Annotated in this window: 20 protein-coding genes; 8 read left to right on the forward strand and 12 right to left on the reverse strand. The window is 69.4% G+C overall.

The window, feature by feature from the left end; all coding sequences use genetic code 11:
* Positions 1-4: 4 nt before the first annotated feature.
* A complete protein-coding gene (locus ACQPYY_RS17690; protein WP_433590210.1) occupies positions 5-586 on the reverse strand; it encodes a TetR/AcrR family transcriptional regulator in 582 nt (193 codons plus the stop codon).
* A 39-nt stretch (positions 587-625) separates the two neighbouring features.
* On the opposite strand from ACQPYY_RS17690, the gene ACQPYY_RS17695 reads away from it, so the two are divergent.
* Complete coding sequence (locus ACQPYY_RS17695; protein ID WP_433590211.1) at positions 626-1,870, forward strand: KasA/KasB family beta-ketoacyl-ACP synthase; 1,245 nt, start codon at positions 626-628, stop codon at positions 1,868-1,870.
* A gap of 36 nt (positions 1,871-1,906) precedes the next feature.
* On the opposite strand, the gene ACQPYY_RS17700 is transcribed toward ACQPYY_RS17695, so the two are convergent.
* On the reverse strand, positions 1,907-2,320 hold the full coding sequence (locus tag ACQPYY_RS17700) for a hypothetical protein (RefSeq protein WP_357081746.1): 414 nt from the start codon (positions 2,318-2,320) through the stop codon (positions 1,907-1,909).
* Complete coding sequence (locus ACQPYY_RS17705) at positions 2,317-2,601, reverse strand: hypothetical protein (RefSeq protein WP_379099595.1); 285 nt, start codon at positions 2,599-2,601, stop codon at positions 2,317-2,319. Before ACQPYY_RS17705 ends, ACQPYY_RS17700 begins: the two co-directional genes overlap by 4 nt.
* 213 nt (positions 2,602-2,814) lie before the next feature.
* On the opposite strand from ACQPYY_RS17705, the gene mtnA reads away from it, so the two are divergent.
* From mtnA to mtnC, 3 genes are read left to right on the forward strand one after another with little or no spacing between them, the layout of a single operon-like run.
* Positions 2,815-4,482 (forward strand): S-methyl-5-thioribose-1-phosphate isomerase, encoded by a 1,668-nt coding sequence (gene mtnA / locus ACQPYY_RS17710; RefSeq protein WP_433590212.1) that lies wholly within the window; start codon positions 2,815-2,817, stop codon positions 4,480-4,482.
* A 33-nt stretch (positions 4,483-4,515) separates the two neighbouring features.
* A complete protein-coding gene (locus ACQPYY_RS17715; RefSeq protein ID WP_433590213.1) occupies positions 4,516-5,094 on the forward strand; it encodes a 1,2-dihydroxy-3-keto-5-methylthiopentene dioxygenase in 579 nt (192 codons plus the stop codon).
* Positions 5,091-5,792 carry an acireductone synthase gene (gene mtnC, locus ACQPYY_RS17720; protein ID WP_433590214.1) on the forward strand — a complete coding sequence of 234 codons (702 nt, stop codon included), beginning with the start codon at positions 5,091-5,093 and terminating at the stop codon, positions 5,790-5,792. The genes ACQPYY_RS17715 and mtnC overlap by 4 nt, the downstream gene beginning before the upstream one ends.
* A gap of 95 nt (positions 5,793-5,887) precedes the next feature.
* Here the strand turns inward: mtnC and ACQPYY_RS17725 are convergent, their stop codons facing one another.
* From ACQPYY_RS17725 to ACQPYY_RS17745, 5 genes are all read right to left on the reverse strand, one after another.
* On the reverse strand, positions 5,888-6,478 hold the full coding sequence (locus tag ACQPYY_RS17725; protein WP_357081736.1) for a GTP-binding protein: 591 nt from the start codon (positions 6,476-6,478) through the stop codon (positions 5,888-5,890).
* Positions 6,459-6,836, reverse strand: coding sequence for a DUF742 domain-containing protein (locus ACQPYY_RS17730; protein WP_357081734.1), 378 nt, complete (start codon positions 6,834-6,836; stop codon positions 6,459-6,461). Before ACQPYY_RS17730 ends, ACQPYY_RS17725 begins: the two co-directional genes overlap by 20 nt.
* The gene (locus ACQPYY_RS17735; protein ID WP_040857697.1) at positions 6,833-7,258 is read right to left on the reverse strand and encodes a roadblock/LC7 domain-containing protein; all 426 of its coding nucleotides are present in this window, start codon (positions 7,256-7,258) and stop codon (positions 6,833-6,835) included. The genes ACQPYY_RS17730 and ACQPYY_RS17735 overlap by 4 nt, the downstream gene beginning before the upstream one ends.
* Positions 7,236-9,938: a sensor histidine kinase gene (locus ACQPYY_RS17740; RefSeq protein WP_379099607.1), complete on the reverse strand. Its 2,703-nt coding sequence runs from the start codon at positions 9,936-9,938 to the stop codon at positions 7,236-7,238. The genes ACQPYY_RS17735 and ACQPYY_RS17740 overlap by 23 nt, the downstream gene beginning before the upstream one ends.
* Before the next feature lie 166 nt (positions 9,939-10,104).
* The gene (locus tag ACQPYY_RS17745; protein WP_433590215.1) at positions 10,105-12,084 is read right to left on the reverse strand and encodes a sensor histidine kinase; all 1,980 of its coding nucleotides are present in this window, start codon (positions 12,082-12,084) and stop codon (positions 10,105-10,107) included.
* Positions 12,085-12,324: 240 nt separating this feature from the next.
* Between ACQPYY_RS17745 and ACQPYY_RS17750 the strand changes: the two genes are divergently transcribed.
* Both ACQPYY_RS17750 and ACQPYY_RS17755 read left to right on the forward strand, forming a co-directional pair.
* A complete protein-coding gene (locus ACQPYY_RS17750; protein ID WP_433590216.1) occupies positions 12,325-13,824 on the forward strand; it encodes an alkaline phosphatase in 1,500 nt (499 codons plus the stop codon).
* Positions 13,821-14,309: a hypothetical protein gene (locus ACQPYY_RS17755; protein ID WP_379099614.1), complete on the forward strand. Its 489-nt coding sequence runs from the start codon at positions 13,821-13,823 to the stop codon at positions 14,307-14,309. Before ACQPYY_RS17750 ends, ACQPYY_RS17755 begins: the two co-directional genes overlap by 4 nt.
* A gap of 272 nt (positions 14,310-14,581) precedes the next feature.
* On the opposite strand, the gene ACQPYY_RS17760 is transcribed toward ACQPYY_RS17755, so the two are convergent.
* A complete protein-coding gene (locus tag ACQPYY_RS17760) occupies positions 14,582-15,256 on the reverse strand; it encodes a cupin domain-containing protein (RefSeq protein WP_379099617.1) in 675 nt (224 codons plus the stop codon).
* A gap of 167 nt (positions 15,257-15,423) precedes the next feature.
* On the opposite strand from ACQPYY_RS17760, the gene ACQPYY_RS17765 reads away from it, so the two are divergent.
* Together ACQPYY_RS17765 and ACQPYY_RS17770 are read left to right on the forward strand one after the other, a co-directional pair.
* Positions 15,424-16,977, forward strand: coding sequence for a succinic semialdehyde dehydrogenase (locus tag ACQPYY_RS17765; RefSeq protein ID WP_433590217.1), 1,554 nt, complete (start codon positions 15,424-15,426; stop codon positions 16,975-16,977).
* Between the two features lie 59 nt (positions 16,978-17,036).
* Positions 17,037-17,852, forward strand: coding sequence for a class I SAM-dependent methyltransferase (locus ACQPYY_RS17770; RefSeq protein WP_433590218.1), 816 nt, complete (start codon positions 17,037-17,039; stop codon positions 17,850-17,852).
* Between the two features lie 61 nt (positions 17,853-17,913).
* On the opposite strand, the gene ACQPYY_RS17775 is transcribed toward ACQPYY_RS17770, so the two are convergent.
* The 3 genes from ACQPYY_RS17775 to ACQPYY_RS17785 form a co-directional block, all read right to left on the reverse strand.
* Positions 17,914-18,321, reverse strand: a complete 408-nt coding sequence (locus ACQPYY_RS17775) for a DUF779 domain-containing protein (protein ID WP_357276401.1) — start codon at positions 18,319-18,321, stop codon at positions 17,914-17,916.
* Between the two features lie 13 nt (positions 18,322-18,334).
* On the reverse strand, positions 18,335-19,852 hold the full coding sequence (exaC, locus tag ACQPYY_RS17780; protein WP_379099625.1) for an acetaldehyde dehydrogenase ExaC: 1,518 nt from the start codon (positions 19,850-19,852) through the stop codon (positions 18,335-18,337).
* A 182-nt stretch (positions 19,853-20,034) separates the two neighbouring features.
* Entirely contained in the window at positions 20,035-21,252 is a 1,218-nt protein-coding gene (locus ACQPYY_RS17785; RefSeq protein ID WP_433590219.1) for a transcriptional regulator, read from the reverse strand.
* Positions 21,253-21,289 lie beyond the last annotated feature (37 nt).

The following is a 21,289-nucleotide window of genomic DNA, read 5'->3' on the forward strand; positions in this document are numbered from 1 at the left end:
ATTCTCAGCTTCCGGCTTCAGTCGGCTGCGTCACCACCCCGGCCACGAGAAGGGCGACAGAGCGTTCGACACGGTCGGTGTCGCCGGTGATCCACCAGTCCATGATCAGGCCGCGGATGCCGGAGACGAGCAGCGTCGCCGAGGCTTCGGGGTCGGGCAGGCTCGGGTCGATGCGGTGCAGGGACTCGGCCATCGGGGTGACCACCGCGGTGATCGCGTCGGTCGCGTAGGGCCGGAAGGGGCTGCCGGGAACGGTTGCGGCGCCGAGGACTTGGAGCAGAGCGCGCAGGCTCACCGCGCTGTCTCCGGCGGTATTGCGGTCGAACGAGCTGGTCAGGCGGGCGGCGAGGGTGGCGGTGTCGTCGATGCCGGAGAACATGGCGCCGATGTCGGGGCGATGGGATTCCAAGGCGGCGACCAGCATTGCCTCCTTGGTGCCGAAGTAGTGGATGAGCATGCGGGAGCTGGTGCCCAGGTATTCGGCCAGGGGGCGCAGGGAGAGTTCGGTGAGGCCGTGGTCGGCGATGTAGGCGATGACGCCTTCGAGGAGCTGGGCGCGGCGGGCGTGGTCGAGTGGGCGGGGCACCGGTTGACTGTAGCGGGTGCTACAGGTATTCATGTCTCCATGAGTGTAGCGATTGGTACAGAAACTCGACGGGACGTGGTGGTGACGGCGATGGCGGCGACCACCTGCCTGGGGGCCGACCTCGACGCCACCTGGTCGCGGCTACTGGCGGGGGACAGTGGGATCGGCACGCTCACCGACGATTTCGTCACCGCGAATCAGCTGCCGGTGCGGATCGGCGGACGGCTGGTGACACAGCCGGGGGAGCGGCTGACCCGGATCGAGCAGCGGCGGATGTCGTTCGTGCAGCAGCTCGCGCTGGTGCTGGCACGGCAGGTGTGGCAGGACGCGGGGACGCCGCGGGTCCCGGCGGAACGGCTGACGGTCGCCGTGGGCACCGGGCTCGGCGGCGGAGAGGCACTCATCAATGCCGTGGACCTGATGAAGACCGGGGGCTACCGGAAGGTGCCGCCCATGACGGTGCCGATGGTCATGCCGAACGGCCCGGCCGCCACGGTCGGCCTGGAGATCGGCGCGAAAGGCGGTGTGTACGCGCCTGTTTCGGCGTGTGCATCGGGCGCGGAGGCCATCGCCCACGCGTGGCGGCTGATCGCCACCGGCGAGGCGGACGTGGCGGTCGCGGGCGGCGTGGAGGGTCATATCGACGCGGTCCCGATCGCCAGTTTCGCCATGATGCGGGCCATGAGCACCCGCAATGACGAACCCGAGCGCGCCTCAAGGCCTTTCGACCGGGACCGGGACGGCTTCGTCTTCGGCGAGGCGGGGGCGCTGCTGGTGCTGGAGTCAGCCGAGCATGCGCGAGCGCGGGGTGCGCGGGTACTCGGCCGGGTGCTGGGCGCGGGCATCACCTCGGACGGCTATCACATCACCGGCACCTCGCCCGACGGCGACGGCGCGGCCCGCGCCATGCGCAAGGCGCTCACGGCGGCCGGGCTGACGGGCGCGGACGTCGACCACGTCAACGCGCACGCCACCGGCACTCCGGTCGGTGACGCCTCGGAGGCGAAGGCCGTCATGGCGGTGACGCCGCACGCGTCGGTGTACGCGCCCAAATCGGCGCTGGGACATTCGATCGGCGCGGTAGGTGCGCTGGAGGCGATCCTCACGCTACGCACCCTGTCGGAGCAGATCGTGCCGCCCACCATGAATTTCGAGAATCCGGACCCGGGGATCGAGCTCGACGTGGTCGCCGACAAGCCGCGCGAGCAGCGGCTGCGGTACGCCTTGAGCAATTCGTTCGGATTCGGCGGCCACAACGTCACGCTGGCCCTCGCGCCTGCCTGAGCGGAAATTCGCTCGGCACAAGGCGATTCAGGCAGGTCAGGGCAGTTTATCGGTCTGGACGCGCGGGTCCAGCTTGCGCAGGGTGTCGGGCCGGTCGGTCAGACAGGGCCAATCCCGGCTCACCGCTTCGAGAGTGGCGTGCCCGGCGGGAATGAGGGCGTCGGCGTCGGGCCGATCGGCCAGAGTGTCGCCCAGTTGATCACTGGCGGGGCGGTCCAGCGGCTGGATGACGGTGTTGGGCAGGTCCAGCAGCACGGTGAGGATGTCCCACCGGCCGGGCGGTATCAGGGCGCGGGCGGCGGCCAGCGCGGTGGCCGGAACGATGATGGTGTGCCCGGCGTCCGCGGTCGCCCACACCACCGATTGCACGTAGGCCACGCGGTGGGCCCAGGCGGTCAGCGCGGCGGTGTCGAAGACGACGCCGCCCAGGGTCGGGGCGGCGGGGCTCATGCCGCGCCGGCGTGATCGCCGGGGGCCTCCTCGTCATCGGATAAAGGTGGCAACCCCTGCACCGCCCGGGCGCGATTGATCAGATCCAGCGGCGGTCGGCCACCGAGGGCGTTCTCCAGGCGGGCCAGTGAGTCGGCGCGGTCGACGCGCGCCTTCACGGACTCGGCGACGAACGCGGAGATCGAGGCGATGCGTCCGGAGGTGCGCCAGTCATCGAGAGTGGCGGCGATGTCCTCGGGCATCGTCACGGTTATCTTGCGGGTGCGACGCGGTCTCGCCATACCGCGATAGTAAAGCGGTATGTGCGGCGGACAAAAGCTGACACCCGCGCCGAGCGCCGGAACCGCAGGGGCGCAATCCCGCACGAAATCGGGCTATTCGGATCGGCCTGATCGGAAACCTGCCGGTCAGGCGCGGGGGCGGGTTCGATACGGTGGAGTGTGCCCACCCCCGTGGGCATCGCCGCAAATCTCCAGTCAAGAGGACATAACTCGATGGATCAGAGTTCGATCGTGTGGGCCGACGGTGCCATGGTCACCATCGACCAGCGAGCCCTGCCGCACCAGGTGCGGGAGCTGCGGATCACGACGGTCGACGAGGTCATCGACGCCATCAAGACGCTGGCCGTGCGCGGCGCGCCCGCCATCGGCGTGTGCGGTGCGTTCGGTGTGGTGATCGCGGCCCGGGCCGCCACCACCGACGGCATCCTCGACACCGCCCGGGTCGAGGCCGAGGCCACCCGCATCGCGGACGCCCGCCCGACCGCGGTGAACCTGGCGTGGGGTGTGCAGCGGACGCTGTCCAAGCTGGCCAGGGGCGTCGAGGCGCTCGAGGCCGAGGCGCTGGAGCTGCTGGCCGAGGACGGCCGGGTGAACCTGGCCGCCGCCACCGAGGCGGCCGATCTGATCCAGCGGCTGTGCGGGGACCGCCCGCTGCGGCTGCTCACCCACTGCAATACCGGTCGCCTGGCCACCACCGCGTGGGGGACCGCGATCGGCGCGCTGCGGGTGCTGCATCAGCGTGGCGCGCTGGCCGAGGTGATCGTCGACGAGACCCGCCCGCTGTTGCAGGGCGCGCGCCTGACCGCGTGGGAGATGGCCGAGGCCGGGATCCCACACCGGCTCACCATCGATTCGGCGGCGGCCTGGGCCATGGCCACCGAGGGTGTGGACGCGGTGGTCGTGGGCGCGGACCGGATCACCGCCGACGGAGCCGTGGCCAACAAGATCGGCACCTACATGCTGGCCATCGCGGCCGCGCACCACGGCATTCCGTTCATCGTCGTCGCGCCGGAATCGACGCGCGACATCTCCACGGCACGGGGTTCCGACATCGTGGTGGAGCAGCGCGCGGCCGCCGAGGTGACCGGATTCGGTGGCGTCGCAACGGCTCCCGCGGGCACGGCCACCTTCAATCCGGCCTTCGACGTCACCCCGGCCGAACTGGTCACCGCCGTGGTCACCGAGTTCGGCGTGCTCGAGGACCCGTCCGCCGCCCGCACCGCCGCCGGAACGGCGACCACACCCGGATCGGCCGCGGCCGCCGGCGCCGAGATCGCGGACATCGCGCGCGGCCTGTACGCGAGCGGCTGGATGCCGGGCACCGCGGGCAATATCTCTGTGCGCCAGGGCGATACGGCCGTCATCACCGCGAGCGGGCTGTCCAAGGGCGAGCTCACCGCCTCGGACATGGTCACGGTCGCCGTGGTCGACTCCCGGCCCGTGGACGACTCCGGCCGGAAGCCGTCGGCGGAGACCACGATCCACACCGCCGTCTACCGGACCCGCGGCGCGGACGCCGTGGTGCACGTGCACCCGCCGCACGCCACGGCCGTGTCGATCCGGACCGGCGGAAACGGCGTCACCACCGCACGTTTCGCCGGATACGAGCTGATCAAGGGCCTGGGCTCGGCCCGCCCCGATCTCATCGACATCCCGGTGTTCCAGAACCACGCCGATGTCCCGCGGATCGGCGCGGACATCGAGAAGTATCTGACCGAGCACCCGGAGGCCCCGCCGGTGCTGTTCATCGCCGGGCACGGCATCACCACCTGGGGCGCGTCGCTGGCCCAGGCCCGCGACCGCGCCGAATGCCTCGAGGCGATGTGCGAACTGACCACTCTGACCGGGCACCAGGAGCTCCCGGTGCGCGACCATGTGTGAAACGAATACCGCGTTCCGAGAAGGGAACCTCCGATGACCTTGTTGCAGATCATGTCCGACGCCGATGCCGGTGAGGTCGTCCTGCGCACCGATGACGACGCGGTGATCGCCGCCGAGCTGGGCAAGCGCGGCATCACCTTCGAGCGCTGGCCGCTGCTGGAGGGCTTCAGCGCCGCCACCACGACCGAGCAGCTGCTCGCCGAATACCAGGGCCGCATCGACGAATTGAACGCCGACGGCCGCTACAAGTTCATCGACGTGGCCCGGATCCACCCCGACGACGCCGACCCGGAGTGGCCCGCCAAGGCGGTCGCCGCGCGCACCAAGTTCCTCGACGAGCACCGGCACGCCGAGGACGAGGTCCGTTTCTTCGCCGCCGGCGCGGGCTGCTTCTACCTGCACCTGGGCAACGAGGTGCTGGCGACCGTGTGCACCGCGGGCGATCTGGTGTCGGTGCCCGCGGGCACGCTGCACTGGTTCGACATGGGCACCCGCCCGGAGTTCGTGGCCGTGCGCTTCTTCGAGGAAGAGGACGGCTGGATCGGCGATTTCAGCGGCGACAAGATCTCCGCGGGCTTCCCGACCCTGGACGAATTGCTGGCCCCGGCATGATCAAGGTGGTCGTGCTCGATATCGAGGGGACTACCAGCCCGACCAGTTCGGTGCGGGAGGAGCTCTACGGCTACACCCGGGAACGGCTGCCGGGCTGGCTGGCCGAGAACCGCTCCACCTCCCAGCGCTTCGGTGGCGACGCCGATCCCATCATCGAGGCCACCCGCGCCCAGGCGGACCGCCCGGACGCCGACGCGGCCGAGGTGGCCCGCATTCTCATCGAGTGGCTCAACACCGATGTGAAGTCCGAGCCGCTCAAGGCCGCCCAGGGCATCATCTGTGCCGAGGGTTTCCGCAACGGCGCGCTGCACGGCGAGTTCTTCCCCGATGTCGCCCCGGTCCTGCGGGCCTGGCGTGACGCGGGGCTGGAGCTCTACATCTATTCGTCGGGTTCGGTGCGCAATCAGAAGGATTGGTTCGAATTCGCGCGCGGCGGCGATCTGTCCCCGCTCATCAGCGGGCATTTCGACCTGTCGACCGCGGGCCCGAAGCGCGAGGCCGCGTCCTACGAGAAGATCGCGAGCGCCATCGGCGTTCCGCCCGAACAGATCCTGTTCCTGTCCGACCACCCGGACGAGGTGGACGCCGCGGCGGCCGCGGGCTGGCAGGCCGTCGGGGTGACCCGCCCGGGCGAGCCGAACAGCCCGCGCGGCCCGCACCGCTGGATCAGCGATTTCGCGGACGTCGTCCCCAACTGACCGGCGCCGCACCGGCACTGGTCGCAACGACGACAGAGATCGAGCCCGCCCGGCACGCGCCGGACGGGCTCGATTCGTCTTCGCCGGAGAACCGCTCAGCGCACCCCGGCCGTGGCGGCCCGCTCGATGAGGTACTCGACGAGCGTCATCAGCACGTTCTTGGCCGAGCCGCGATCACGAGCGTCACAGAGCAGCACCGGGATTCGCTCGTCCAGGTCGAGGGCGTCGCGCACCTCGGCCGGGGTGTAGAGCGGTGCGCCCTCGAAGCAGTTCACGGCCACCGTGAAGGCGACGCCGCGACGCTCGAAGAAGTCGATCGCCGCGAACGAGCCCTCGAGCCGGCGGGTGTCGGCCAGCACGACCGCGCCCAGGGCGCCGCGAGCCAGCTCGTCCCACAGGAACCAGAAGCGATCCTGCCCGGGGGTGCCGAACAAGTAGAGGACCAGGTTCTGGTCGATGGTGATGCGGCCGAAGTCCAGCGCGACCGTGGTGGTGGTCTTACCCTCCACCCCGCGCAAATCGTCTACGCCCGCTGACAACTCGGTAATGAGTTCTTCGGTGCGCAGCGGAGTGATCTCACTGATCGCCCCGACCATCGTGGTCTTGCCCACGCCGAAACCGCCCGCGATGAGAATCTTCACCGAGGCGGCCATGGGCGCGGCGGAATCAAAGTTTTCGGATGCCATCGAGTACCGCTCGCAGAATGTTGAGGTCACCGGGCGCGGCTTCGGGGGAGGCCGGGGCCCGGAACTTGAGGATGTTGTCGGAAATCAGGTCCCCCACCAGAATCTTCGTCACCGCCAATGGCAACCGCAGGGCGGCCGAGACCTCGGCCACTGTCAGCGGAAGCCGGCACAACCGCACGATTTCCGTGTATTCCGGCTCGGCACGCCGCAGCGGTGGGGCCGCGTTCGGCACTACCACCACTGTCAGCATGTCCAGATCGTGCCCCGCGCCCATGGTTCGGCCACCGGTCCGTGCGTAGGGGCGCACGAGCGGACCGGCCGCGTCATCGAACCACTGTTCCCCCGGCCCCGCGCTCATGACAGCCGCGGGTTGCCTTGTCCGGCCAGGTTGTGGCGCGGCGTGGTGGACAGGTAGTTGCCGACCCGCTGCACGGTCAGGTTCATCTCGTAGGCGACCATGCCGAGGTTGGCCTGTTCGGTGGCCTGCAGCGCGAGGCAGGCGTGGCTGCCGGCGGCGGTCACGAACAGCACCGCACGCTCGAGTTCGATGACCGCCTGGCGGACGCCGCCGCCGTCGAAACGGCCACCGGCGCTGCGCGCCAGCCCGTAGAGAGTGGAGGACATGGCACCGAAGTGCTCAGCGTCCTCGCGGCTCATGGCGGATGAGCGGCCCAGCAGCAGTCCGTCGGTGGAGTGCACCACCGCGTGACGGACGCCCGCTAGCCGGTCGACGAGATCATCGAGTAGCCAGTTGAGATCACCAGCGTTTGAGGTGGTCACCGTCGCCTTCCTGTCGTTCCTGCTGGGTGCCTTCGAAGAAGGCCTGGGACTCAGGCCCGAACGAACCGGGATCGGCCTGGCGGCCCTGCCTGGTTCCGTTTTCGATGGCGGAGAAAAGGTCTCGGGCCTGCTCGGCCGTGCGGGTGGCCTGGACCGCCGACTCGGGGGTCGACTGCTCCTTCGCCAATTCCGGTGCGAGACTTGCCTGCCGGTGCCGTCGCGGAAGCGCGGGCCGGGTGTCGGAGCCAGTGTAATGGGACCGATCGTGTTCGCGAGCACGGAAGCCGTTTTCGGACGGCGGGACCGCGCCGTTCTGCAGGTCCAGTCGCGGCTGCTGCGGCGGTTCGGGCCGCGGCGGCGAGGTGGGCGGGTCGAACGGCGTCGCCGCGCCGAAGGACATGACCGGCGGCACGGCCGAGTCGGTCCCGGGGCCGAACGTACTGGCAGGCGGGGCGAAGGACGTCGTGGGCGGGGCGAACGAGCCGGTCTGCGGGGCGAACGAACCCGTCGACGGACCGAAGGGCTCCGGCTCCGGCTCGGCCGGGGTGACCGGCGGCTCGGACGGAGTCGTCAGCGGCGCATCGTAGTTCAGCAGCGGCAGGTCGTAGCTCGAGGTCATCGACGGCGGGACCGCCGGGGCTGCGGGCAGCTGCGGCAGCGCGGCCACCGCGGCCGAGGCGGCGGACAGTCCGCCCGTCTCGAGCTGGCGCGGCGCCGCCGGGATCTCACCGGTGCGGCCGGAGGCCTGCACGGTCAGGACGGTGGGCACGAGCACGATGGCGCGGACGCCGCCGTAGTCGGACTCGGTGAGCCGCACCGTGATTCCGTGGCGCGAGGCCAGCTGGGCGACCACGAAGCGGCCGAGGCGGAAGTCGTCGGGCAGCATGGCGACACCGAAATCCGGGGCCTCACGCAGCACCGCGTTGATCCGCGCGAGCTCTTCCTCGGGCATACCCATGCCCTGGTCGATGATCTCGATAGCGACACCCTTGCCGACCACATTGCCGCGCACCTCGACCTGCGACTGCGGCGGCGAGAAGTGGGCGGCGTTGTCGACCAGCTCGGCGAGCAGGTGCACGAGGTCGGCCACGGCGCTGCCGACGATCGACACCTCCGGCAGCCGGGCGATCTTGACGCGGGTGTAGTCGGCGGTCTCGCCGACGCTGGAGCGCACGATCTCGAGCAGCTGCACCGGGTTTCGCCACTGCCGGCCAGGCTGACCGCCCGCGAGAATGATCAGGTTCTCGGCGTTGCGGCGTTCGCGGGTGGCGAGGTGGTCGAGGCGGAAGTAGATGTCCAGCAGCGCCGGATCCTCCTGCTGCGACTCCGCGGCGTCGAGGATCTCCAGCTGGCGGTGCACGATGACCTGGCTGCGGTGGGCGATATTGAGGAACATCGCCTTGACGCCCTCACGGGTGCGGGCCTCGGTGATGGCGGCCGACACGGCGGAGGCGTGGGCGTGGGTGAACGCCTTGGCCACCTGGCCGATCTCGTCGTGGCCGAAGTCCAGGATCGCCTTCTCGTCGGCCGGGTCCAGCGGGCGGCCCTCGCGCAGCTTGGCCATGATCTCGGGCAGCCGCTCGTCGGCGAGCACCAGCGTCTCGTCACGCAAGCCCTTGAGGCGGCGGATGATCCGGTTGGCGAGGATGAGCGAGACCAGGAAGGCCAGCGCCGACACCGCCACCATGGCGCCACCGACGAGCGCGGAGTTCCGGGCGTCGGTGTCGGCCACGTCGGCCGCGGCACGCTCGTTGTGCTTGCTGTTCTTGTCCCACAGCTTGAGGACCTGGGCGTTGAGGCGGGACACCGTGTCCCGCCATTCCTGCGGGGTGAAGGTCAGCGGCGCGACCACCGGCGGGGTGCCGGGCTTGACCGGAGGCAGCGTCATGGGGTCGAGCGCCCGCGACAGCAGGACGTTCTCCATCATGACGACCTTCGTCCAGTCCGGGTCGTTCATCAGGGCCTGCATGTCGGCATTGCCGGCGCCGCCGTCACCACCGGCGAGCACGCCGAGGTTGACGCGGTAGGTGCCTGCCACACGGGAGAATTCGATGGCCAGCTCGGGCGGCAGCGCACCGCCCGCCAGCAGCACCTCGGCCACCGCGGCTTCACGGGAGAGCATTTCGGCGGACTGCACGATCTGCAGGCCGTTGATCATCTCCATGGCGACCGCGGCATTGGGCGCGCGGTCGGCGACGATGCGGGTGCCGATCCAGATGAACTCGAGCACCTTGCCGTAGAAGTAATAGGTGTCCGACACCGATACGCCGTTGGTGTCGATTCCGGTGCGCAGTCCGGCGAGCTGGCGGGTGAGGGTCAGGAACCCGCCGACGTCGCCGGTGACCGATTCCGGGCCGGATTCGCGCATGGAGGCCGATACCGGCGCCATCCCCAGCAACGCGTTGTCGAGCCGGGTCCGCGCCTGCGCGAGGGCCTTCGGGTTGGCGTCGTCGCCACCGGCCATCTGGGCCAGCGAGAGCTGGCGCTCCTGCTCGACCGCGGCGATCAATTCTCCGGTGGGCGCTCCGGCGGCGGACAACGCGTCCGCCCATTCCCGCGCCTGCTTGCTCTCGACCACCAGGTACCCCGCGCCACCCACGCCGATCGCGAGCAGCGCCAAGCTCGGGACGAGTGCGATGGCAAGCACGCGGGTGCGGACCCCGAGCCTTGCTCTGAACATCGGGCAAAGGTAACGGGACGTAGGTCACAAATGCCGCATCGATCCCGTTGGGCGGGAGTGCGTTTGACAGACCGGGTCATACATGACGGTGCATCGCATAGGAAGCCGTCAAACAGCAATCTGATAGCTACCCTAATAGACGGCGGCACAGGACGATTCGCACCGCTCAGGCGTGTCGCCGCGAATCGACGGCATGGGACGAATCCGGCGTGGCGTCCGGCGGTTCGCGCTCGATCAGGACCGTGGGCAACAACACGATCGCGCGCACGCCGCCATGATCGGAATCGGACAAACGCACCGAGATGCCGTGACGGGCGGCCAGTCGCGACACCACGAACAGGCCCAGTCGCGAGTCCTCGGACAGCCTGGTGACCGCGAAGTCCGGTGCGGCGCTCAGCAGCTCGTTGCGGCGGTCCAGATCCTCGGCGGGCATCCCCATGCCCTGATCGCTGATCTCCACGACCACGCCGCGGGCCACCGCCGTGCCGGTGATCTCCACCCAGGACTGCGGCGGGGAGAAGGAGGCGGCGTTGTCGACCAGTTCGGCCAGCAGGTGCACCACATCGGCGACCGCCGCGCCGGCCAGGAAAACCGCTGGCAGACGACCGATTCGAACCCGCTGATAGTCGGCCGTCTCCCCGGCGGAGGAACGCACCAGTTCCAGCAGGGGGACCGGGTTGCGCCATTGTCTGCCGGGGCGGCCACCCGCCAGGATGATCAGGTTCTCGGCATTGCGGCGTTCCCGGGTGGCCAGGTGGTCGAGGCGGAAGTAGATGTCCAGCAGCGCCGGATTCTCCTGTCGCGCCTGCGCGGCGTCGAGAATCTCCAGCTGGCGGTGCACGACGACCTGGCTGCGGTGCGCGATATTGAGGAATACCGACTTCACGCCCTCGCGGGTGCGGGCCTCGGTGAGCGCGGCGCCGACGGCCGCGGCGTGCGCGTGCCCGAACGCCCGCGCCACCTGCCCGATCTCGTCGTGTCCGAAGTCGAGGACCGGTGTGGCGGCCTCCATCTCGAGGTGCTCGCCCGCGGCGAGGCGTCGCATGGTCTCGGGCAGTTCGTCGTCGGCGAGAGCGAGGGTGCGGTCCCGCAGCCGCCGCAGCCGGCGGATGATCTGGTTGGCCAGCGCCAGCGCGACCAGGATCGAGATCGCTCCCAGCCCGACCATGCCCGCCCCGGCCCATACCGATTTGCGGGTGGTGTCGGAGGCCGCGGCCACCGCCAGCCGCTGGGCCTCCTCGTTCTCGGCCTGCCAGAGTTCGGCCAGCCCGTGAGCCACCTCCGCGGCGCTGCGCTGCCACTGGTCGACAGGGACCGGAAGCGGTTGCGGCGCGGACCGTTTGACCGACCCCTCCGGCACGGCCAGGGTGCGCTGGGCCAGGACCGGTTCCACCTGGCCCAGATGCACCCAGGCTGCGCTCCACACCAGGGCGCGCGCCGCGGCGGCCTGCTGCTCGTCGGGTGCGGCCACGATGGCCGCCACCGCGGTGCGGTAATAGCCGACCAGGCTGAGATATTCGGCCCCGAGCTCGGGGGAGAGGTGGTTGCCGTCGAGCAGTGACACCGCCAGCGCGTTGGCGCGGCTCATCGCCTCCAGGCAGTGCAACACGTCCGCCGCCTGGGCCAGTTCCACCGCGGTGGCCGAGTCCGGCGCGGAACGCTGAGCGACCTCCACGCCCGCCATCACCGACTGCGGAATGCGGTTGTAGAAGGCATAGGCGTCGGCGGCCGGGACGGTCCCCGCGTCGATCCCGGTCCGAATCCCCGCCAGCCGCTTGCTCGTTTCGCCGAGCGCCGTCGTGGCCTGCCCCATGGAATCGGGCCCGATCCGCGACAACTCCGACTGCGCGGGCGCGAGCAGCCGCACCGCCGTATCCAGCCGCTGCCGCGCGGTCGTCAACTGCCGCACCTCGACATCCACCCCGGCCAACCGCCACAACGTCAGCTGCCGTTCTGCCTGCACGGCCTCGATCAACTCACGGGTGGGTGCGATCCCGGCCTGCATCTCACCCGCCCAGGTTCGAGCACGGGATGCGCGGTCGACCAGGACGCCGGCCGCACTGTTACCACTGACCGCCAGCGCCAGGCTCGGGACCAGCGCGATGGCCAGGACCCGGGTCCGGACGCCGAGCTTCGGAAAACGCATCGCCGCAACCTAGCCGGGCGCCAGATGCGCGGACGGCACGAGTCCTTTTGTGCGGGATGGTGTTTGACAGCGCTCCGGCGCGTCCCGTAGGCCCTGGTCATGGGGCATCCGTTAACCTGCGCGCCAACTGGGAGATTACTGCGAGTCGGAAACGGGCTAACCTGCAGCACTACGTTCAGCCGCGCCCGGGACATGAGCCGCGCCGCCGGACCTCGGGGACGCGACGACGGAGGAGACGAAGTGCAGCACAGGAAACGCGCGTGGTGGGTCGCGATGGCGACGGCGACCGCCGCGATGTCGGCCGCGACGCTGGTGGCCGGATGCGGGTCGGACAGCAAGGGCGACAACGAGGTCCACAACATCATCTACCTGCTCGGTGACGGTATGGGGCGCACCCATGTCACCGCCGCGCGCCAGCGGTTCGAGGGCGCGGGCGGGCAGTTGCAGCTCGAGAAGCTGCCGTATGTGGGCGCGGTCGCGACCTACGCCGTGGAGCCGAACAGCGCCAAGCCGTCGCTGGTGACCGACTCCGCGTCCGCGGCCACCGCGTGGTCGTCGGGTGTGAAGACCTACAACGCCGCCATCGGCGTGGACGCCTTCGGCAAGTCGGTGCCGACGCTCATGGAGCAGGCCAAGGCCGCGGGCTTCGCGACCGGCAATGTCAGCACCGCCGAGATCACCGACGCCACCCCGGCGGGCATGTTCAGCCACGCGCTGCTGCGCGGCTGCCAGGGCCCGACCTTCAGCGATTCGACCTGCCTGCCCAAGAAGGCCGACGGCAGCTACGAGGCGCAGCCGGCGGACAAGACGCTGGTCACCCCGATCGCGGAGCAGATCGCGCGCAACAACACCGCCGACGTCATCTTCGGCGGCGGCCTGGCCCGCTTCGAGCCCGATGACCAGAAGGCCTTGCTGGACAACGGCTATCAGGTGCTGGGCTCCATGGGTGATCCCGCGCTGAAGGCGCAGACCGCCGAGAGCCAGAAGGTGGCCACCGCCGCCGACCTGAAGTCGGTGACCGCGCAGAAGGTGATCGGCCTGTTCAACCGCGGGAACCTGACCGTCACCAATGCCCGCAACGCGCTGCCGGATTCGGCTCCGCAGAAGCAGGAACCGACGCTGAAGGACATGACCACCAAGGCGATCGACCTGTTGTCGGCGCGCAAGGGCAAGGGCTTCCTGCTCCAGATCGAGGGCGCCCTCATCGACAAGCGCTCGCACGCCAACGACGCCGCCCAGACCCTCGACGAGGTCAAGGCGTTCGACGACGCGGTCGCCGCGGCCATGGACTTCGCGAAGAAGGACGGTCACACCATGGTGATCGTGACCGCGGACCACGAGTGCGCGGGCTTCAACATCATCGAGAAGAACACCTTCACCAACGCCGAGGCCGTGGCGCCGCCGACGAACGTGGACGCCACCAACCCGGCCAACAACAGCAAGCCCGGCCGTGACGGCAAGGACAACGTCAAGGACCCGGTCCGCTCGCCCGGCCTGGTCAACGGTGCGGGACAACAGGATCCGCGCAACTTCGCCCCCGCCACCTTCCGCACCCCCGACGACCCGGCCGAGGTGAAGGACGGCACGCCCGAGGCAAGCCTGTGGCTGACCTACCTCTCGGGCAACCACACCGGCGCCGATGTGCAGATCTACGCCTACGGCCCGGGTGCGCAGGTGTTCGCGACCAGCCAGGACAACACCTCGCTGTACACCAAGATGCACAAGGCGCTGCTGCCGTGACACGGCGAACCGGAGCGGTGATCGCGGGCCTGCTGGCGGTGGCGGGCCTGGGCACGGGATGTTCCTCCGCGCCGCAGCCCGCGACCCCGGCACCCGCGGCCGCTCCGGTGGCCGCCCCGCGCACGACCGAGCCCCCGGCCGCGACGCTCGCGATCCCGGCGGGGGAGGTGCGGCTGGCGGCCGGGCCGTTCACCGATCGGGTGCGACTGAGCGGCACCCGGCTCGAAGGGTCTTCCGTGCGTGGCACTCTGGCGATCACCTCCGATGTCAGCGATGTGCTGGCGCTGGAGGTGAGTGCGGCGTTCTACGACGCCAATGGCCGACTGGTCGGTACGGGGATGTTCCAGCACGCCGACGAGGAACCCACCGGCGGCGGGCCGCACGTGCCCAGCGTGAACGGCATTCCGTTCACCATCGTGTCGGCTCCGGCCGACGCTCCGGTCTCGGCGGCGGTACTGTCGATCCCGGTGCTGGTGAACGAATAGGGTTGGGCCGCATGTCTTTCGGTGATCCCGCGCACGCACCCCTCGTACGTGCGCGGGATCGGGGCCCGACCCGCCGGTGCTGCCTTCACCGGCGGGAGATTCCCTGCCCGGGGTAGTACTGGCTATTTCTTCGCCGGCCGATCACGATCGGTTACAGAATTCGCAGCAAAATGCTGGAATTCCGGCAATACGGACAAAATAAATGCGGCACTCCGTCCAAGACGGAGTGCCGCATGTGCCCGCGGCCGGGCGGCCGCCGATGGGCTTGTCCCTCAGGTGCGTTTCGCGTACTGGGCCGCACCGGCCCAATCGAGCATCACGCACGGCTCGTCGCCGAGGACCCAGGCGTCGTGACCGGCCGGGCAGAACAGGTAGTCGCCGGGGCCGAGCTCGGATTCCGCCCCGTCGTCCATCCGGATCCGCAGCCGGCCCGAGATGCAGTAGCCGACGTGCATGGCCTGGCAGGTGTCGGTGCCGGCGATCGGCTTGACGTGGGTGGACCAGCGCCAGCCCGGTTCGAAGACCGCGCGGCCGAGCGCGCCGAACGGCGTCTCGATCAGGTCCATCCGACCCATTCCCGCCTCGAAGGGGCGGGTTTCGTCCGGACTGTCGAGGCTGCGCACGACCATACTGCGCCCCTGGCCGTCGGCCATATTGTCCTCGCGCAGCAGATCCAGGTTGTGGAAGACCGCCGGACCGTCGCACAGTGCGGCGATCTCCTCGGCGAAGCGGGTGGTCTCGGGCAGGTCGGAGTTCTTCATCGCCTCTTCGTAGGAGGGGAACTCGACCATCTGCATATAGGTGTTCGGGTGATCGCGATCCTTGGCCTCGAGGCCGCGGACGGCCGTGCGCTTGCCCGCCGTCGCGGTCAGCCACGCGTCGAGTTTCTCGTTGAACTCATCGATGTGAGTGGTCGTGAACTCGATCGTCTGAACGAACTTGGTCATTGTGGGCACTCCTTCGAAAAGGGCACCCCGCCGAGAACATTACTCTCGGATCGCTGGGTGAACTGGCAATTTTGTGGCAATCGCCAGATTTCCCAGTCCGGGCCCCGCGCCGAGGTCAGGGGGTAGATTGTGTGTATCCCAAAGTTACTCGCAAGTAGGAGGCGATGATGCCGGTGCCGGCTGCCGCGGTGTTCGAACGGCTGCGCTCGTTCGCGGCCGTGGATACCACGCAGGACCACGCGACCAGAGCGATCACCGAGGTGTTCACCGGTGACACCCTGGGCGAGGTGCCGGTCGGCACCGCCGCCGATGTCGCCACCGCCATCGCCAAAGCCCGTGCCGCCCAGGCGGACTGGGCCGCGCGCACCCCCCAGCAGCGGGCCGAGGTGCTGGACCGCTACCGCGCGCTGGTGATCGAGAACCGCGAATACCTGATGGACGTCATCCAGGCCGAGACCGGCAAGGCGCGCTGGGCGGCACAGGAGGAGGTGATGGGCCTGTTCCTCGCGGCCCGCTACTTCTCCCGGGTCGCGCCGAAACTGCTGGCGGCCCAGAGCGTGCCGGGCGCGTTCCCGGTCCTGAACCGGGCCTCGGTGCGCCCGGTGCCCAAAGGCGTGGTCGGCGTGATCGCGCCGTGGAACTACCCGATGCTGCTCGCGGTCGGCGACTCGATTCCGGCGCTGCTGGCCGGGAACGCGGTGGTGGTCAAGCCCGACAGCCAGACCCCGTACTCGGCGCTGGCCAATGCCGAGCTGTTCGCCCGGGCCGGGCTGCCCGCGGATCTGTTCGCCGTGGTCACCGGTCCTGGCACGGTGGTCGGCACGGCCATCGTCGACGACTGCGACTACCTGATGTTCACCGGCTCCTCCGCCACCGGTCGCACCCTGGCCGAGCAGTGCGGACGCCGCCTCATCGGCTTCTCCGCCGAACTGGGCGGCAAGAACCCGATGATCATCACGCGGGGCGCCGACCTGGACAAGGCCGCCAAGGCCGCGGTCCGTGCCTGCTTCTCCAACGCGGGCCAGCTGTGCATCTCCATCGAGCGCATGTACGTCGAGCGCGCGGTCGCCGAGAAGTTCACCGAGAAGTTCACCGCCGCGGCGCGGGCCGCGAAACTCGGTGCGGCGTACGACTTCTCGAAGGATATCGGCAGCCTGATCTCCGAATCACAGCTGGAGACGGTCACCAAGCACGTCGCCGACGCGGTCTCCAAGGGCGCGAAGGTGCTCGCGGGCGGCAACGCCCGCCCCGACCTGGGCCCGCTGTTCTTCGAGCCGACGGTGCTGTCCGAAGTCACCGACGCGATGGAGTGCGGTCGCAACGAGACCTTCGGCCCCCTGGTCTCCATCTACCCGGTGGACTCGGTCGACGAGGCCATCACCCGCGCGAACGACACCGAGTACGGCCTCAATGCCAGCGTCTGGGCGGGCAGCAAGGCCGAGGGCGAGCACATCGCCGGGCAATTGCACGCGGGCACAGTCAATGTCGACGAGGGCTACGCCCCCGCCTGGGGCACCACGGGCGCTCCCATGGGCGGCATGGGCATCTCCGGCGTCGGCCGCCGCCACGGCCCCGACGGCCTCCTGAAGTTCACCGAACCCCAGTCCATCGTGGTCACCCGATTCCTCAACCTGGACGCCCCGCCCTTCGTCCCCCAGGACAAGTGGCAGCCTTTCCTGATGACCATCGCCCGCAGCCTCCGCTTCCTGCCCGGCCGCTGAGGTGCCGTTAGACCAACCTTCCGGTGTGCGTACACTGTACTCGTCGGAAGGTTGGTCGAATGGCGGAGAATCCACTGGCCGCGCCGGGCGCATGGGACGACGTTGCCGCGGGCTATGCCGAGGTCGTGTCGGACATGATGCGTCCCTTCGCGATTCGCGCGCTCGAGCTGGGCGGACTGACCGCCCGGTCGCGGATCATCGATGTGGCCACCGGCCCCGGCGTGCTGGCCCTGCAGGCCGCACCCCGGGTCGCCGAGGTCGTCGCGGTCGACTTCTCGACAGAGATGATCCGGCGATTGCGCGGCACGATCATGCGGGCCGGAATCGGGAACGTGCTGACCGGCGTCAGCGACGGCCAGCGATTGCGCTACGCCACCAACACCTTCGACGCGGCCTTCTCGATATTCGGGCTCATGTTCTTCCCGGACCGCGCGGCGGGCTTCGCCGAACTGCGCCGGGTGCTGCGGCCCGGCGGCACCGCCGTGGTGTCGAGCTGGGCTCCGATCGCGGACTCGCCGCTGATGACCCTGCTGTTCGAGGCCTTCCAGACCGGGATTCCGGGATTCTCCGCGCCCCAGCCGAATCCGGACAGCCTGGAGAATCCGATCGCCTTCCAACGCGAACTGCACGCGGCAGGCTTCACCGAGGTAACCCTGCGCCCGCACACCGAATCGTTCCGCTACGACAGCGCCGAGCAGATGTGGGACCGGCTGACCCGAGGCAGCGCGCCGTTGCAGGCGACAAGGCGGCGCACGGACAAGGCCACCTGGGCGGAGCGGGAACGCGTCATGATCGAGTATCTGCGCGAGCACTACGAGCCCGGCTCGGCCCTGTCCACGACCGCGTGGCTCGGCGTCGGCCGAAAGGCGCGCTAGCGGATTCGCGGGCTGTACGGTGGCGCGGCCGACCCGGAGAAACCGGCCGCGCCACCCTCCTTCATCCGGCCAGTTCGTTGCCGCGGAGCGGGGCAGGAGCCGCTTCCAGCACCGCTGTCTCGGCATCGGTGAACAGGCGTGACCGGATGACGAATCGGACACCCTCGGGCGCTTCGAGGGAGAAACCGCCGCCGCGGCCGGGGACCACGTCGACGGTGAGGTGGGTGTGGCGCCAATATTCGAATTGGTCGGCGCTCATCCAGAACGATGTGTCCGGGAAGACGCGGCCGAGCAGTACATCGGCCGCGCCCACCCGGAACTCGCCCAGGGGATAGCACATCGGGGAGCTGCCATCGCAGCAGCCGCCCGACTGGTGGAACATCACCGGGCCGTTGTGGTCGATGAGCCGTTGCAGCACCGCCGCCGCGGCCTCGGTGATGGTCACCCGGGATACCGGACCCGCCGTCATATCGCCCCCCGGTTCAGAAGAATCCGAGTTTCTTCGGCGAGTACGACACGAGCAGGTTTTTCGTCTGCTGGTAGTGGTCGAGCATCATGCGATGGTTCTCGCGGCCGATGCCGGACTTCTTGTAGCCGCCGAACGCCGCGTGCGCGGGATAGGCGTGATAGCAGTTCGTCCACACCCGACCGGCTTTCAGCGCCCGGCCCACCCGGTAGGCGATGCCGCCGTCGCGGCTCCACACGCCGGCGCCGAGGCCGTAGAGCGTGTCGTTGGCGATGGTTACCGCTTCGACCTCGTTGTCGAAGCGGGCCACCGCTACCACCGGTCCGAAGATCTCCTCCTGGAAGATCCGCATGTCATTGCGGCCCTCGAAGATCGTCGGCTCGATGTAGTACCCATTGGGGAAACCCTCCACCTTGCGCATCTCGCCGCCGGTGAGCACTTTCGCGCCCTCCTGACGGCCGATATCGATGTAGGAGAGGATCTTTTCGTACTGGTCGTTACTGGCCTGCGCGCCGATCATGGTCGCGTCGTCGAGCGGATTGCCGCCCTTGATGGCCTTGGTCCGCTCGATGCAGCGGGCCATGAACTCGTCGTAGATCGACGAATGGATGAGCGCCCGGGACGGGCAGGTGCACACTTCGCCCTGGTTCAGCGCGAACATCACGAAACCCTCGACGGCCTTGTCCAGGAAGTCGTCGTCGGCCGAAAGCACGTCGGGGAAGAAGATATTGGGGCTCTTGCCGCCCAGCTCGAGGGTCACCGGGATGATGTTCTCGCTGGCGTACTGCATGATCAGCCGCCCGGTGGTGGTCTCGCCGGTGAAGGCGATCTTGGCCACGCGCGGGCTCGACGCCAGCGGCTTGCCCGCCTCCACGCCGAAACCGTTGACCACGTTGACGACTCCCGGCGGCAGCAGGTCCGCGATGAGCTCGATCACCAGCAGCAGCGAGGCGGGCGTCTGCTCGGCGGGTTTGATGACGACACAGTTGCCGGCGGCCAGCGCGGGCGCCAGCTTCCAGGCGGCCATCAGGATCGGGAAGTTCCACGGGATGATCTGCCCGACCACGCCCAGGGGTTCCTGGAAGTGATAGGCGACGGTGTCGGCGTCGATCTGGGAGAGGTGACCCTCCTGCGCGCGGACCGCGCCGGCGAAGTAGCGGAAGTGGTCGACCGTCAAAGGCAGGTCGGCGGCGAGGGTTTCGCGGACCGGCTTGCCGTTCTCCCAGGTTTCGGCGACGGCGAGGCGCTCCAGGTTCGCCTCGATCCGGTCGGCGATCTTGTTGAGGATGTTGGCACGATCCGTCACCGAGGTGGCACCCCAGGTTTCGGCCGCCCGGTGCGCGACCTCCAGGGCCATGTCGATGTCCGCCGCGCTGGAACGCGCCACTTCACAAAAGGTCTCGCCGTCGATCGGGGAGGGATTCTCGAAGTATCGGCCCTCGATCGGCGCTTTCCACTCGCCGCCGATGAAGTTGTCGTAGCGGCGGTTGAAGCTGATGATGCTGCCCTCTGTGCCGGGCTTGGCGTAGATCATGGCGCGGCTCCTGATCGCATTATCTGCGGTGACGGGGGCCACTATGAACCGCGAAGGTTGGCGGGAGGTTGGCGCGGGGTTGGCGAAACGTTGCCGCGTCGGTACCTGCGGAATCGGCTGCGGTAACGGACAATTCGGATGCTAGGCACGCTGTGCAACCTTGCATGCGATGCGTGTGTGGCCTAGCGCAGCGCGGTGTGCAACCGCGCGGCCGCCAGGGCCCGGCGGCTGTCGCCGTGGGGGAGCAGCCGCAGGGCGTGCTCGTGGATCTCGATGTCGTCGGGGCAGCGCTGACCGAAACGCAGGGCGTGCTCGGGATTGTGGTCGGCCAGTACGGCTGTGCGCAGGCAGACGTCGAGGTGCTCGCGCCACTGCACGATGCCCGGGACATCCGAATCCGGCAGCAGCGGACCGCGATACAGCCGCACGGCCGTGGTCAGGTCGCCCGCCTCGAGCGCGGCCAGCAGTTCGACGGCGTCGCAGGCGAGGGGTTCGGTGAGCATGTACCGGCGGTCGGCGATGCGGCCGTCGGTGGCGGCACGCAGCCGGGAGACGTCGGATTTGAGCGTGCTCGACGACACCGACCGGCCGCCATAGACGGCCTCGTGCAAGCGTTCCGGCGTGAAGCCCTCGGGCTCGAGCGCCAGCAGGGTCAGGATCTCGAGTTGCCGCGGCCGCATCGGCACCTGGCGGCCCTGCTGGTACAACCGGGGGACACCCAGCGCTTCGAGGCGGGGTGTGGCCGCGGGGCGTTGCTGTTCGGCGTGCACTCGGGATTCGATGGCGGTCACCAGGGCTCGGACGGTGGTGAGGATCAGCGGATGCGAGCGGTCCCAGTACGTCGATAGATCGAGCACGCCCAATTGGCGACCGTCGGCGGCGCGGATCGGCGCGCAGTAGCAGACCCAGCCGTGCAATGCCTCGACCAGATGCTCGGCGGCCCACACCTGGGAGGGGCGGCCGCTGTGCAGGGACAGCGCGATGCCGCTGGTGCCCATGTAGGGCTCGTCCCAGCAGCCGCCGGGGGCGAGGTTCACCGATTCGGCCCGCCGCCGCACCGAGCGGTCGCCACAACTGAAGAGCACGGTCCCGGCCTCGTCGGTGACCACCGCGATCATGCCCGAGTCCTCGGTCAACGCCCGCAGCTCACCCGCCATCTCGGTGACCGGGGTGCGCAGCGGCGATTCGGCCCAACGCGAACCCAATTCGTCGCGGTCGGTTCCCGGGGCCACGGCCCGTGTCGGATCCACCGTGCGCAGCGACCGCTCCCACGACGCGGCCACTTCACCGCGCAGCGCCACCTGGGCGGCGGGCGGACAGCCGGGGGTGGACGTGGTCCACCGCTCCCAGGCCTTCTCCAACTCCGCACGCTGATGCGACGCGGCGGGCAGCTGTGTCATGGCGCAAACTCCTCGGGGTGCCTCCGGACCGAGCGAT

The sequence above is a fragment of the Nocardia sp. CA-145437 genome, from assembly GCF_050956485.1.
GTDB lineage: Bacteria > Actinomycetota > Actinomycetes > Mycobacteriales > Mycobacteriaceae > Nocardia.